We start from the raw sequence: 14,029 nt of genomic DNA on the forward strand, positions 1-14,029 counted from the left end.
TAGAATGCGCACTGTCTCTTGTGCCATCATGCAGGTGTTATTATCACGACGTAAAATGCAGCGGTTTATCCTGCCTGCGTCATTGACACTCCTGCCGCTGATTGCCCATGCAGATAACTACTTTAATCCGGCTTTTTTATCTGACGATCCGAACGCCGTGGCTGATTTATCGCATTTCGAAAAGAGCGATCATCAGGCGCCAGGTAATTATCACGTGGATATTTACCTTAACGATCAATTTGTCGCGACCGAAGACGTTAAGTTTAATGCCGCGCCTAAAGGCGCAAAAGTCGATTCTGGTCTTGTACCCTGCTTTACCCGGGCCCACCTGCAGGCAATGGGGGTCAATACTGAGGCGTTTTCGCAGATTGCAAAACTGGCGCCGGAACAGTGTGTGCCCTTTGAATCCATACCCGACAGCAAGACAGAGTTCGACTTCGAACAGCTGCGGCTGAACGTCAGCGTGCCTCAGGCCGCAATGAAACAGAGCGCGCGCGGATATATACCGCCTGAGAATTGGGATCAGGGCATTAATGCCCTGCTGGTTAACTATGACTTCTCGGGCAGCAACAGCGGCGGGAACGGCAGCGAAGATAACTATTTTCTTAACCTGCAGAGCGGTCTTAACCTCGGCGCGTGGCGGCTGCGCGACTACTCGACCTGGAACTACACCAGCAGCGATGAAGAGACGGAAAACAACTGGGAGCACATCAGCACCTACGTTGAACGCACCATTGCGCCGCTCAAGGCCGAGCTGACGGTAGGCGAAAGCTATACGTCATCGGACGTTTTCGACAGCCTGAGCTTCCGCGGGGTTCAAATCGCCTCTGATGACAACATGCTGCCAGACAGCCTGAAAGGGTTTGCGCCAACGGTGCGCGGAATTGCGAAAAGCAATGCCAAAGTTACCATCAAGCAGAACGGCTATGTCATCTACCAGACCTACGTTTCGCCGGGCGCATTTGCCATCAACGACCTCTTCCCGACCTCATCGAGCGGCGACCTCATCGTCACGGTGAAAGAGAGCGACGGAAGTGAAAATAGCTTTACGGTCCCCTACTCAGCCGTGCCATTGCTGCAGCGCGAAGGGAGGCTGAAGTACGACTTCACGGCGGGTAAATACCGCAGCAATACCGACGAACAGAACGATGACAGCTTCGTACAGGGCACCGCGCTGCTGGGTATGGCGCATGGGATTACGGCCTATGGCGGTACCGAGGCCTCGAACGACTACCACGCTTTTGCGCTCGGCCTCGGGCTGAACATGGGCGACATCGGCGCCGTGTCGATGGATATCACCCAGGCGAACAGTACGCTCGTTGACGGCAGCCAGCACGACGGCCAGTCAATGCGCTTCCTCTACGCAAAAGCGCTTAACGAGATTGGGACCAACTTCCAGCTGCTGGGCTATCGCTATTCCACCGAAGGGTTTTATACCCTCGATGAGACAACGTACAAACACATGAGCGGCTATACCGGCAGCGATGACTGGAAGGACGACGATCATGATGGAAAACAAGACGCTCCGGACTGGAACGACTTCTACAACCTGTACTACAGCAAAAAGGGCAAAATTGAGCTTAACGTGTCCCAGCAGGTTGGCGAGTTAGGATCGATCTTCGTCACGGGTCAGGAGCAGAGCTATTGGCATACGGATGAAAAAGATCGCCTGCTCCAGCTGGGCTATAACGGCAGCTGGCACGATATTTCCTACAGCGTGAGCTGGAACTACAGCCGATCGCCGGATGAGGATGAAGCCGATCAGCTTTACGCCTTTAATATTTCATTGCCAATCGGCAAATGGCTGTCCGGCCACGGTAGCGAAGCCCCGTCCGATACCACAAATACGGCTAACGCCACCTACAGCATGAATACCGATCAGCACGGCAAAATGACCCAAAGCACCGGTGTTAACGGCACGCTGCTGGCCGATAACAACCTGAGCTACAACGTGCAGGAAGGGTACGGCAACCACGGCGAGGGCGATAACGGCAATGCCAGCGTTAACTACCAGGGCACCTACGGCAATCTGAAGGCCGGCTACAACTACAGCGATGATTATCATCAGGTCAACTACGGCATGAGCGGCGGCGTTGTGGTACATCGCAACGGCATCACGCTGAGCCAGCCGCTGGGCGACACGAACATTCTGGTTAAGGCGCCGGGCGCAGCAGGCGTCGCGCTTGAGAACGCCACCGGGATTAAAACCGACTGGCGCGGCTATGCGGTCATCCCTTATGCCACCACCTATCGCCAGAACCGCGTGGCGCTGGACACCAATACCCTGGGGCAAAACGTCGATATCGACGATACCGTCACCAACGTAGTACCCACGCAGGGGGCGATGGTGCGGGCGGAATTTAACGCTCACGTCGGCATTCGCGCGCTCATGACGTTACTGCATAACGGGAAGCCGGTGCCTTTCGGCGCCGTGGTGAGCCAGGACGCGGGCAACAGCACGATCGTCGGCGAGGATGGACAAACGTATCTTGCCGGCCTGCCGCTGGCTGGGCGACTGAACGTGCAGTGGGGCGATGGCCCGAATCAGCACTGCAAAGTGAATTATCAATTATCGGAAAGCGCAACAAAGCAGCCGATAAACAAAATAGGTGAAAGGTGTCAGTAATGAAGACATGGTTAAAATTCAGTTTGATTTTACTTTGCACAGGCTTTTTGTGGGGTAAGTCAACGGCCGCAATGGCGAACGCCTGCAAGCTAGATTACGCGACTCCAATCGCTATGGTGGATCAAAATTACACCTTCTCCTCAAACAGCAACGGTGCGTCCAGCAAAGAGTATCCAATGAGTGAGACGTTCTGGCCTGGCACTTCTGACCAAATGTATCACTGCCCGGCGCCGCCCAAGGGACTCATTTTTTGTGGTACGGACATAACACGTACCGCTGGCGGAACCGCAACGCAGATTGCGCCCGGCATCACGGCAACTGCTTATGCGGCAAATGGTTCGAACACAACCGGACTTTACGGCGGGTGTTGGGGCTTCACCTCCTCCGCGGCTATGGACAGCCAGGGTCCGATGCCCAGTTCGTTATTGCCCTGGAAATACGTTGGCGCACATTTCTATATCACGGATTCCAGCGTGGCAAGGAATATAACGCTCAATGCCGTGCGGGTGGGGTATATCTTTTTATTGGATGAAAACATGTCCGGTAAGGTCATCAACAGCGGCGAGGCAGTCACCAATGTCGACGTATCAGGCACGATCACCATTCCGGCCTCGTGCAAGCTCGCCTCCAACTCGGTGGTGGTGTTGCCCGACACCTATGCGTCTGATTTTGGAAAAGCAGGCGCGGGTGGCAAAGTCGGCAACGGGACGAAGCAGACCATGGCCATTAGCTGCCTTGGTGGAAGCGAAGAGGCGACCCTCGATCTGCACTTTTCCACCAGTAAGACGTCTGGCGACGATATCGTGACGTCGAATCCGGACGTCGGCGTGCGCATTTTGAACCCTCGCGGCGAAACGGTTTCGGCCAACAACGGCAAATATAGCGCCACGCTGTACCAGGCTGCCTCACATGTTGATTTCACCTACGTACCCGTTGCGCTAACCGGAAAGAATCCTGACGCCGGCGATTACTCCGCGATTGAAACCATCACCGTGAACATCCCTTAAAGCAGGAAAGAGACATGAAACGCGTCGTTTTATTACTATTGCCATTCTGCCTGCTGAGCAACGCATCGCGAGCGGAAACGCAGGTTGGCTCCTGGAATATGACCATTAACGGTACGGTACTGCCCTCTTCCTGTGACGTGGACGCGGGCAGCCAGAACCAAACCATTCAGATGGGTAAAATTTCCTCGTCGGTCTTTAGCAGCGTGGGCGCAACCAGCCCCAATACCCCGGTGAGCATAAAGCTCACCGGCTGCACAAACACCGTGGGTGCGAAAGTCACGTTTAGCGGGAACGCGGATGCCGACAATCCGCAGCTGCTCGCCTTATCCGACACCGGCAGCAGCGGGACGTTGGCCACGGGCGTGGGCGTCGAAGTGTTGAACAGCGATAACACCGCCATCCCGCTTAACAGCCCTTCGTCGCAGTATTCCCTGAAGGATGGCGATAACACGCTCTCTTTCCTGCTGCACTACAAGGCAACAAAAATGCCGGTGACTGGCGGCAGCGCGACCGCCGTTGTTTACTTCGACATGAGCTATCAATAATGATCAAAGTTACCCTTAGCCTGCTTTTGCTCTGCTGGACGCTGTCGGCAGCGGCCCACGACGGCACCATTAACATCGACGGCAGCATTGAAGAACCCGGCTGTACCATCAGTCCCGATACGGTCAACCAGACGATATCGCTGGGGAATATTGCCTCAAGCCAGCTGAGCCAGCCGGGAGAGACCTCGCTGCCGATAACGTTTAAGATCAGCTTCGAACATTGCTCCAGCGTTACGAAAACTCTGGCTCTGCGCTTTAACGGCACCAGCGATAGCACCAATCCCGATCTGGTGGCGATTGACAGCGATCCTGGCGCAGCCTCTGGCATCGCCATTGCGATTAAGGACAGTGATTCCAGGCTGCTGCCGATTAATACCAGTACAGGCACATATTCGCTTCCATCCAGCTATGGCTCTCTGACCTACTATGCACAGTACATGGCCACGAAAAGTAACGTGACGGCAGGGACGGCAAACGCAACGGTAACCTTCAGCATGACGTATGAGTAACCCATCGATCATGCGTACCGTTACCTTCTGTTTATTGGTGCTTTATAGCGCGTGGGCTCAGGCGGGCATTGTCATTGGCGGCACGCGGTTTGTTTTTCACGGCAGTGAAGACACGCTGTCGTTTCACGTGCGCAACACCACCTCTTTGCCCTATCTCGTTCAGACAAAAATTTTGCCCTCCGAGGGCCAGCCGGTGGAGAGCGGGGACGCGTTTATCCCCACGCCACCGCTGTTTGCCCTGAATGCGGGACGCGAAAATTCCGTGAGGATTGTGGATACCAGTGAAGGCTTACCCCAGGACAGGGAGAGCCTGTTCTGGCTAATGATAGCGGGCATTCCCGCCGCCTCGAAAACCGGGAACGAGAATACCGTTCAGTTTGCGGTGCGTCACCGCATGAAGCTATTTTATCGCCCGGCGGGCTTATCGGACGTCGCGGCCAAAAAAGCCCCCTCGCGGCTGCAGTGGACCCGCAGCGACGCCGCGGTGCAGATAAAAAACCCAACCCCTTTTTACGTTACGCTGATCAACGTGACGGTTAACGGCCAGCCGATTGAGGATGCGACCATGCTCGCCCCGTTTGCCACTGAATCGCGGCCGTGGTGTGACGCACCACGCTGTGAGATCCGTTGGCAGGCGCTTAACGACCTGGGTGTGGCGCAACCGGCTCGCCGCGTCGAACCGGGCGTACAGCCCCGGAAAGGCTCGCCGCGATGACCCACAGGCTATCAACCACAAAGGCCTCGCGCTGGACGGTGGGGATGCTGACGCTCATCCTGCTGGGCCTCACGCATGTCGCCATCAGCAATACCGGTGGTAGCGGTGCCGATCTGCCAGAGGCGCTGCTGGTCTGGTGCGGCATTACCGCCACGATCGCGGGATGCGCGTGGTCCATGGCTCGCCAGACGATCGCCCTCTCCTTTAGCGCCCGCCTCATGCTTGCCGCCGCGATCCTGCTGACGATCCCGCTGTTCTGGAGCCCTTCACCGGACTGGCAGCGTGACGCCCTTCCGCGCTTGGCGGGGCTGTGGGCAGGCATGACGCTCTATATTTTGCTGCTGAACTGCCATTTCAGCGCCAGACAGCGCCAGTACATCCTGTGGCTCATTGCCGCGGCGGCCACGCTGCAAACGGCCTATTCGCTGGCCGGGCTGTGGGCGCCGTTCCTGCTGCCAGAAGCGGGACGCACCGCGGCGATGCTGAGCCCGCATATCGGGATTGGTGTTTTTCAGCAGCGCAACGTCACCGCGTCGTTTATTGCCACGGGAGCGGCGGTGCTGCTCTGGCTTGCCGCAGACAGCCGCTTCACCTTAACCCGAGAGGTGCTGGAAAAATGGCGGCGGGCAGCCGTCTACGCCGCGATCGTCGTCATGTTCATGACGTTGACGCTGCTTGAGTCGCGAACGGGCTGGCTGGCGGGGCTGGTCATCTGGGGGATGTTTTCCGGCATTTTTTACCGCACCGAAGAGGCGGATCCCCATCCGGGAAGATGGACGGTACGCTGCGCGCCAGCGCTAGGCATCGCGGTTGGCTTAGGCCTTATGACCGGCACCATCACCAGCGCGCTGCAGGATCATTCAGGCAGCACCCTTAATAGGGTATTTATTTTGCAGCAAACCTGGCAGATGATCGCCCTGCATCCCCTTTCGGGCTGGGGCTACGGCGGCTTCCCATGGTCTTTTGCCCATTTCATTGCCGATCGCGCCCAGCCTTTATACCTTGGAATGAACGAGCTGACGCATCCCCATAACGAACTGCTGTTCTGGTGGGTTGAAGGCGGGATAGTTGCGCTGGGCGGCATACTGCTGCTGCTCGCAGCGGGCGTCATGCTCTTTTTACGTCATCCCACCCGGCATAAGCTGGCGCTGCTCGGCTGCCTGCTGCCCATTCTTATCCACACGCAGCTGGAATATCCGCTCTATCAGTCGCCTGCGCACTGGCTGGTGGTGATTATATTGCTGAGCTTTGCCGACAGGCTGGATGCGCAAGAACGCCCTCATCCTGGCCTGTTCAGACGGTCATCCATCAGGCTGCTTCCCTGCGCCCTCACCGTGCTGGCCCTCTGCGGCACAGGGCTTGTGGGTCTCACATTCTGGCAAAACCAGGTCCTGATCCGCTTTCAGCAATCTCCTCAGCAGTACGCCAGCCGCGTGCTGAAACTGTACGATACGAGGATGGGCAGCGAGCGCTTGCTCAAGGATCGGGCGCTGAGCTGGATCGTGCATTATCAGTCCAGCGGCAATCCCGACGATCTGCAGCGGTTCTGCCGCCTCGGCAGGCGCTGGATTGCCACCTGGTCCGATCCGGATATCTATCACAACCTGATTAACGTAGAGCAGTTTTTGGGCAACGAATCCTACGCGCGCCAGCTTCGCAGCGAGGCGCAGCGCCTGTATCCTGAAGATCCCCGCTTTAGCTGAAAAGCGCCGGGCGGCACGCGTGCCGCCTGGCCGCTACTCCGGCAACAGCCCCACAAAGCTGCGCTTCTTGCGCGGCTCCGACATCAGCGCCTCAAGCTTATCCACGCACGCCAGGTAGTGCGGGGTTTGCTTATGCGCCAGCACCGCTTCTTCGTCCTTATAGGCTTCGTAGATAAAGAACCGGGTTTTCACCCTCGGGTCCTGCAGCACGTCGAAGCGCAGGTTGCCCGGCTCCTGAATCGCCCCCTCGTGGTTGGCGCGAAACACCTCTAGAAACTCGTCCACCCGCTCGGGCTTGATGTTGATCTCCACCAGCGTCACGTTCATTTTGCCTCTCCCTGTTTTTCTTCCTGCCAGAACTGAAACGCCTCTCGCGCCTTCCAGTTTTCATGCACCACCTTCTTCACCGCCTTCAGCATCGCCAGCGGCGCGCTGGACTGGAAGATGTTGCGCCCCATGTCCACGCCGGACGCGCCCTGATCGATGGCGCGGAAGCACATCTCCAGCGCGTCGTGCTCCGGCAGCTTTTTGCCCCCGGCGATCACGATCGGCACCGGACAGCTGGCGGTCACTTTTTCAAAGCCCTCGTCCACGTAGTAAGTTTTGACGAACTGCACCCCCATTTCGGCGGCGATGCGGCTGGCAAGCGAAAAGTAGCGCGCGTCGCGCGCCATCTCTTTGCCCACGCCCGTCACCGCCAGCGTCGGCATGCCGTAGCGCGCGCCCGCATCGACAAGCTTGATGATGTTGTTGATCGACTGGTGCTCAAACGGGCTTCCGATGTACACCTGCGCCGCCACCGCGCAGACGTTCAGGCGCAGCGCGTCCTCCATCGCCACCGCCACGCACTCGTTGGAGAGCTCGCCCAGAATCGAGTTGCCGCCGGAGGCGCGCAGCACTATCGGTTTATTCGTCGCGGCAGGCACCTGGCTGCGCAGAATGCCGCGGGTACACATCAGCACGTCGGTTTCGCCAAACAGCGGCGCAATCGACAGGTCGATACGCTCAAGCCCGGTGGTCGGCCCCTGGAAATAGCCGTGGTCAAAGGCCAGCATCACCGTGCGGTTGCTTTGCGGGTTGAAGATCCGCGCCAGCCGGGACTGCATGCCCCAGTCCAGCGAGCCGCAGCCCTTCAGGGTGTACGGCACATTTTGCTGCAGCGTGCCGATGCCAAAATCCTTGCCGTCCTTGATGTCGTCTAAATCAGCCATTTGCTCCCCCGTCAGAAATCGTATTTGCCAATGTTCTCTTTGGTGAACACCACGCGCTCCGGCAGCAGCACGATGCCGTTGCCCTTCGCCTCATACTGGTAGCCCTGCACGCCGTTCGGCTCGACCTTGAGCGTGCCGATATCTTTTACCTCCACGCTGTCGCCGACGTTAAGATCGCCTTTTTTTAGTAAGCGATCGGCGACGCTGACCGCAATTTTGCCCTGCTGCACCACGTCCCACAGGCCAAAGGCCTTCACCGTGCCGCGCTCAACGTACGGGCGCATCACGTTCGGCGTGCTGAACCCGACGATCGCCACCCCGTCGCGCTTCAGGTTTTCCGCCGCCTGCGCCGCGGCCGGCAGCGCGTTGGCATCCGGGGCGATGATCGCATCCAGATCCGGGTACGCCTTTAAGATCCCCTCGGCGGTCTGCAGGGATTTGGTGGCGTCGTTATAGCCGAACTGGGTGGTGACGACCTGCCACTGCGGGTGATCTTTCTCTATCTTCGCCTTCGCCTCTTTCACCCACTGGTTCTGGTCGGTGACCGTCGGGCTGGAGTAGAAGAACGCCACTTTGGCATTCGGCTTCGTGACCTGCTTGCCCGCCATCTCCACCAGCAGGCCGCCGAGCTGCTCCGGCGTGCCCTGGTTGATGTAGATGCTGCGGCACTCCGGCTTGGTGTCAGAGTCCCAGGTCAGCACCTTGACGCCGCGCTGCATCGCGCGCTTCAGCGCCGGGCAGAGGCCGTCCGGCGACACGGCGGAGACGATAATGGCGTTATAGCCCTGGTTGACGAAGTTATTGATCAGCTGCACCTGCCCGGAGACGCTCGGCTCGGTCGGGCCGTCGTAGGTCACCTCCACGCCGAGATTTTTGCCCGCCTCCTTCGCGCCGTTGCCGCCGCTGGTGAAGAAGCCCACGCCCACCAGCTTCGGAATAAACGCGATGCGGTCTGCCGCCTGCGCGGACGCCACGCCGAGCGCCATTGCCAGCACTATCAGTTTTGTTTTCATCTTTCGCTCCGAAGAGTGTTGTGGAAGAAGTTGCGCACCCATTCACGGTGCAGGCTCAGCGAACGTCCCATTACCACCACCACCAGCAGCGCCCCTGACAGCGCGCTCGAGACCTGGTTGGGGATGCCGACCATCTGTAAACCCTGCTGCAGGTAGCCCACCAGCAGCGCCGCCAGCGCCGTACCGACAACCGAGCCGGAGCCGCCGTAGATATTTGCCCCGCCGAGCACCGCGGCGGTAAGCGCGGGCATGAGTAAGTCGCGCCCCAGATCCGAGCGCGCCGATCCGAAATAGGAGACCATCACCAGCGCGGCAATGGCCGAGGCCACGCCCACCAGGCCGTACAGCGCGTAGGGCATGCCGTTCACCGACAGCGCCGCATAGCGCGCCGCGCGCGGGTTTTGCCCGATCAGGAACAGGTGGCGGCCGAAGCGCCCGCGGTGAGTAATCAGCCAGAAGAAGACGGTAATCACCGCGAACAGCACCAGCGGGATCGGCAGGCCCAGCAGCGTGAGGTTGGCGAAAGCGGTGAAGCTATCCGGGAAGCCGCCGATGCCTTCGTAGCCGGTCGCCCCCGCCATGCCGGAGAGCAGCAGCGCCCCGCCGCCGTAGAGATAGAGCGTGCCGAGGGTGATCACCAGCGGGCTGATGCCGGTGTAGTGGATCAGCGCCGCGTTCAGCAGCCCGCACAGCAGCCCCAGCGCCAGCGTTAGCGGAATGGCGACGCCCATCGGGCAGCCCGCCTGCATCATCACCCCCAGCGCGATGGCGCACAGCCCGATGGTCGAGCCGAGCGAAATGTCGATCCCGCCGCTGACGATCACCAGCGTCAGCGGCAGCGCCACGATGCCGATGCAGATAAAGTCGCTGGTGCTGAACAGCAGCATGTTGACGTCCAGCATCCGCGGATTGACGGTGCCAAAGAGCAGGATCTCCAGCACCAGCAGAACGAGCAGCGCGCCTTCCCAGTTAAGCTTCATTTACGCCACCTCTTTGTTGCGTTTCGGAAACGGGGTGACGCGCTTTCCCCCTTTGTTGCCGGGCTGGAAGCGGCCGTACTTCAGCGCCCGCTGGTGGCGCGCCAGCGCCTGCCGCAGACGCCCGTCGAGCACCAGCACGCCCAGCAGCACCAGCCCGGCGATAAAGTCGTTCCACCACGCCGGGAGCCTGAACAGCACCAGCACGGTGTCGATTTGAGTCAGGAAGAACGCGCCGAGCAGCGCGCCGACCAGCGTCCCCGTGCCGCCCAGCAGCGAGATGCCGCCGAGCACGCAGGCGGCGATGGCCTTCATCTCCAGCCCGCTGCCGGTCTGGTTCGGCACGAAGCCAATCTGTGCGGCAAAGACGATCCCGGCGCAGGCCGCCAGCATGCCGTTGAGGGTAAAGGCAAGCATCCGCGTGCGGTTCACCGCCACGCCCAGCTGGCGCGCGGCGGCGAGGTTATCGCCCACGGCGTAAAAATCACGGCCAAAGGCGGTGCGCGACAGCGTCCACGCCCCAACGCCCGCGATAAGCAACACCACCGCGCCGAGCGGAGAAACGCCGAAGGCGGCAGGCTCCGACAGGGACTTCAGCCCCGGCGGCAGCCCTTCAATCCACTTCCCGCCCGTCCAGAGCAGCATCCCCCCGCGGTACAGCCCCAGCGTGCCGAGCGTCGCGACAATCGCCGGAATGCGCAGCCCCACCACCAGAAAGCCGTTGAACGCCCCCGCCAGCGCGCCTATCGACAGCGCGAAGAGTAACGCTACCGGCAGGCCGTAGCCGCTATTGAGCGCCACGCCGACGGCAATCGCCGACAGCCCCACGGTGGAGCCGACGGAGACGTCGATGTTGCGGGTCAGCATCACCAGCGCCGCCCCGAGCGCCAGCAGGATCAGGATCTGCGCGCTGGCGAAGATCATCCCCAGCGTCTGCAGGCTCAGGTAGGACGGGTTGAGCGCCACCAGCATGGCGAACAGGGCGAGGATCGCCAGAAAGGCGCTCAGCTCGCGGTTTTTAAGCAAGATCTTCATGATTGTCCTCCAAACGCCAGCGCCATCATTCTGTCGAGGCTGACGGCGTGGCGCGGCAGCTCGCCGCTGAGCACGCCCTGGTGCATCACCAGCACGCGGTCCGCAAGATCGGGGAATTCGTCCAGATCGCTTGAGATCATCAGCACCGCCACGTTCTGCGCCGCCACGCTTTTGAGCAGCGCGTAGATATCGGCGCGCGCGGAAACGTCCACGCCGCGCGTGGGTTCATCAACGATAAGCAGCAGCGGATTGGCCTCCAGGCAGCGCGCCAGCAGCACCTTCTGCTGGTTGCCGCCGGAGAGCGTGCGCACGGTTTGATCCGCGTGATTCAGCTTGATCCCGAGCGCCCGGTGGTAGCGCTCCACCACCGCCGACTCCCGCTGGCGCTGCTGCCAGAGCGACGGCTCGTTCAGCGCCACGGTGTTCCAGCGGATCGGCGCGTCCAGAAACAGCCCGGACGCCTGCCTGTCTTCCGGCAGGTACACCAGCCCTTTCTCCAGCCGCGCCGCCACGCCGTCGCGGCCAATCTCCTGATTTTCCAGCCAGATGCGCCCCGCGCGTGCAGGCCGCAGGCCGTAGAGGGTTTCGGCAAACTCGGTGCGCCCGGATCCCACCAGCCCGGCCAGGCCAACGATCTCCCCGGCGTAGATCTCAAGGCTCATATCGATAAATCCTTCCCCGGTGAGATCTTCCACGCGCAGCACCGGAAAATCCTGCGGCTGGGTGCGGCGGTTGCCCGGCAGCGCCAGCCACAGCTTTTGTGAATCGCTCAGCGCCTTTTCGCGGCTCACCGGCGTCATGGCGGCGATCAGGGCGCTATCGTCAAACGCCGCGGTTTCACCGCTCAGCACCACCGCGCCGTCGCGCATCACCGAGACGTGGCTTGAAATCTTGCGGATCTCCGGCAGCTTGTGCGAGATAAAGACAATCCCGACGCCGAGAGCCTGCAGCGCGCGGATCTGGCGAAACAGCCGTTCGGTTTCGCCCGGCGTGAGCGACGCCGTGGGCTCGTCGAGGATCAGGATCGTCGCGTTGCGCATCAGGCCGCGCAGGATCTCCACCATCTGCCGATCCGCCACCTCCAGCGTGCTGGCGGCGGCGTCGAGGTTGAGCTGGCACTGCAGCTGCTGGAGCTTCTCCGCCAGCCGCGCAGGCAGATCCCGCTCGCGCGGCAGGCGGAACAGGATGTTTTCCCGCACCGTCAGGTTCGGAAAAAGCAGCGGCTCCTGCGGCACCAGATAAATGCCGAGCCTGTGCGCCTGCGCGGGCGACAGCCGCGCAAAACGCTGCCCTGCAACCGAAAGTTCACCGCCGTCCGGCGTTTCCACCCCGGCGATAATTTTCATCAGCGTGGATTTGCCCGCGCCGTTTCCGCCCATCAGCGCGTGGACCTGGCCCGCAAGCAGCGTGAAATCAATGCCTTTTAACACCGGCACGCCAGAGAATGCTTTGCTGATATCACGCGCGTCGAGTAGTGAGGTCATCATCGCTCCGCTATTGAACAAATGATTTTTAGATTTAATAATGTTCAAAAGCGTAGACGGTGAACTATATTTACAACCGTGCAGGGATCACAATTTTATCGATTAAGATCCAGATACCATCAAATCTGTATAAAAGATCCGTTTTGCCGCGTGGCTCACACTTTGTTGCCGCGGACCAACGAACATATGATCTAAATTTTTATAAGAGTTCAACTATGAGCGATAAACGTACTGCGGAAGAAGGACGGTTTGCCGGGCTTGCCCTGGCGGAAGAGGAGCTGGTGGCCCGCGTGGCGTGGTGCTATTACCACGACGGGCTGACGCAGAACGACATCGGCGAGCGGCTCGGCCTGCCGCGCCTGAAGATCTCGCGGCTGCTGGAAAAGGGCCGCCAGTCCGGGGTGATCCGCGTGCAGATCAACTCGCGCTACGAGGGCTGCCTGGCGCTGGAGACCGAACTACAGCAGCGCTTCGGGCTGAAGCTGGTGCGCGTGATGCCCGCCCTGAACACCCCGCCGATGAGCGTGCGGTTGGGCATTGGCGCGGCGCAGTCGCTGATGGGCGTGCTGGCGCCGGGCCAGCTGCTGGCGGTGGGATTTGGTGAAACCACCATGAGCTGCCTGCAGCACCTGAGCGGCTTTATTAGCTCCCAGCAGATCCGCCTGGTGACGCTCTCCGGCGGCGTCGGGCCGTACATGACGGGCATCGGCCAGCTGGACGCGGCGTGCAGCGTCAGCATGATCCCCGCCCCGCTGCGCGTCTCCTCGGCCGAGGTTGCCGGGATTTTAAAACGCGAAACCAGCGTGCGGGACGTGATCCTCGCCGCAACGGCGGCGGACGTGGCGGTAGTCGGCATCGGTGCCGTTAACCAGCGCCGCGACGCCACCATCCTGCGCTCCGGCTATATCAGCGAAGGCGAGCAGCTGACGTACGTTCGCAAAGGCGCGGTCGGCGACATTTTGGGCTATTTCCTCAACGCCGACGGGGAGCGCGTTGACGATCTGGAGATCCACAAAGAGTTGCTCGGCGTCACGCTCGATGAACTGGCGCAGCTGCCGACCATCGTCGGCGTGGCGGGCGGGGAAGAGAAAGCCGAAGCGATTTACGCCGCACTGAAGGGTCGCCGTATCAATGGCCTGGTGACGGAAGAGACGACAGCCCGCGCGGTGCTGGCTCTGGCCGGATAAGAGCAGCCCTGCGCTAA

The 14,029-nt window shown here is 60.4% G+C and carries 13 protein-coding genes; 7 read left to right on the forward strand and 6 right to left on the reverse strand.

Features of this window, described 5'->3' with window-relative positions:
• Positions 1 to 28 precede the first annotated feature (28 nt).
• From AB8804_RS12535 to AB8804_RS12560, 6 genes are read left to right on the forward strand one after another with little or no spacing between them, the layout of a single operon-like run.
• Entirely contained in the window at positions 29 to 2,626 is a 2,598-nt protein-coding gene (locus AB8804_RS12535) for a fimbrial biogenesis usher protein (RefSeq protein WP_371186752.1), read from the forward strand.
• On the forward strand, positions 2,626 to 3,633 hold the full coding sequence (locus tag AB8804_RS12540; protein ID WP_371186563.1) for a fimbrial protein: 1,008 nt from the start codon (positions 2,626 to 2,628) through the stop codon (positions 3,631 to 3,633). Before AB8804_RS12535 ends, AB8804_RS12540 begins: the two co-directional genes overlap by 1 nt.
• Positions 3,634 to 3,647: 14 nt before the next feature.
• Positions 3,648 to 4,178 carry a fimbrial protein gene (locus tag AB8804_RS12545; protein ID WP_371186566.1) on the forward strand — a complete coding sequence of 177 codons (531 nt, stop codon included), beginning with the start codon at positions 3,648 to 3,650 and terminating at the stop codon, positions 4,176 to 4,178.
• Positions 4,178 to 4,687: a fimbrial protein gene (locus tag AB8804_RS12550; protein ID WP_371186568.1), complete on the forward strand. Its 510-nt coding sequence runs from the start codon at positions 4,178 to 4,180 to the stop codon at positions 4,685 to 4,687. The genes AB8804_RS12545 and AB8804_RS12550 overlap by 1 nt, the downstream gene beginning before the upstream one ends.
• On the forward strand, positions 4,680 to 5,402 hold the full coding sequence (locus AB8804_RS12555) for a molecular chaperone (protein WP_371186571.1): 723 nt from the start codon (positions 4,680 to 4,682) through the stop codon (positions 5,400 to 5,402). Before AB8804_RS12550 ends, AB8804_RS12555 begins: the two co-directional genes overlap by 8 nt.
• Positions 5,399 to 7,105, forward strand: coding sequence for a Wzy polymerase domain-containing protein (locus AB8804_RS12560; protein ID WP_371186573.1), 1,707 nt, complete (start codon positions 5,399 to 5,401; stop codon positions 7,103 to 7,105). Before AB8804_RS12555 ends, AB8804_RS12560 begins: the two co-directional genes overlap by 4 nt.
• 33 nt (positions 7,106 to 7,138) lie before the next feature.
• On the opposite strand, the gene lsrG is transcribed toward AB8804_RS12560, so the two are convergent.
• Genes lsrG through lsrA form a run of 6 tightly spaced genes read right to left on the reverse strand, consistent with a single transcriptional unit; the run spans position 7,139 to position 12,825 of the window.
• On the reverse strand, positions 7,139 to 7,432 hold the full coding sequence (gene lsrG / locus AB8804_RS12565; protein WP_282494251.1) for a (4S)-4-hydroxy-5-phosphonooxypentane-2,3-dione isomerase: 294 nt from the start codon (positions 7,430 to 7,432) through the stop codon (positions 7,139 to 7,141).
• Positions 7,429 to 8,316 (reverse strand): 3-hydroxy-5-phosphonooxypentane-2,4-dione thiolase, encoded by an 888-nt coding sequence (lsrF, locus tag AB8804_RS12570; protein WP_371186576.1) that lies wholly within the window; start codon positions 8,314 to 8,316, stop codon positions 7,429 to 7,431. The genes lsrG and lsrF overlap by 4 nt, the downstream gene beginning before the upstream one ends.
• Before the next feature lie 11 nt (positions 8,317 to 8,327).
• Positions 8,328 to 9,329 carry an autoinducer 2 ABC transporter substrate-binding protein LsrB gene (gene lsrB / locus AB8804_RS12575; RefSeq protein WP_371186578.1) on the reverse strand — a complete coding sequence of 334 codons (1,002 nt, stop codon included), beginning with the start codon at positions 9,327 to 9,329 and terminating at the stop codon, positions 8,328 to 8,330.
• Positions 9,326 to 10,309 carry an autoinducer 2 ABC transporter permease LsrD gene (gene lsrD / locus AB8804_RS12580; protein ID WP_371186580.1) on the reverse strand — a complete coding sequence of 328 codons (984 nt, stop codon included), beginning with the start codon at positions 10,307 to 10,309 and terminating at the stop codon, positions 9,326 to 9,328. The genes lsrB and lsrD overlap by 4 nt, the downstream gene beginning before the upstream one ends.
• The gene (lsrC, locus tag AB8804_RS12585; protein WP_371186582.1) at positions 10,310 to 11,341 is read right to left on the reverse strand and encodes an autoinducer 2 ABC transporter permease LsrC; all 1,032 of its coding nucleotides are present in this window, start codon (positions 11,339 to 11,341) and stop codon (positions 10,310 to 10,312) included.
• Complete coding sequence (lsrA, locus tag AB8804_RS12590) at positions 11,338 to 12,825, reverse strand: autoinducer 2 ABC transporter ATP-binding protein LsrA (RefSeq protein ID WP_371186754.1); 1,488 nt, start codon at positions 12,823 to 12,825, stop codon at positions 11,338 to 11,340. Before lsrA ends, lsrC begins: the two co-directional genes overlap by 4 nt.
• 215 nt (positions 12,826 to 13,040) lie before the next feature.
• Here lsrA and lsrR point away from each other — a divergent pair, with 215 nt between their 5' ends.
• Positions 13,041 to 14,012: a transcriptional regulator LsrR gene (gene lsrR, locus AB8804_RS12595; RefSeq protein ID WP_371186585.1), complete on the forward strand. Its 972-nt coding sequence runs from the start codon at positions 13,041 to 13,043 to the stop codon at positions 14,010 to 14,012.
• The last annotated feature ends 17 nt before the right edge of the window (positions 14,013 to 14,029 follow it).

This window comes from Enterobacter sp. KBR-315C3_2022 (assembly GCF_041399425.1).
In the GTDB taxonomy this organism is placed as follows: Bacteria; Pseudomonadota; Gammaproteobacteria; order Enterobacterales; family Enterobacteriaceae; genus Enterobacter.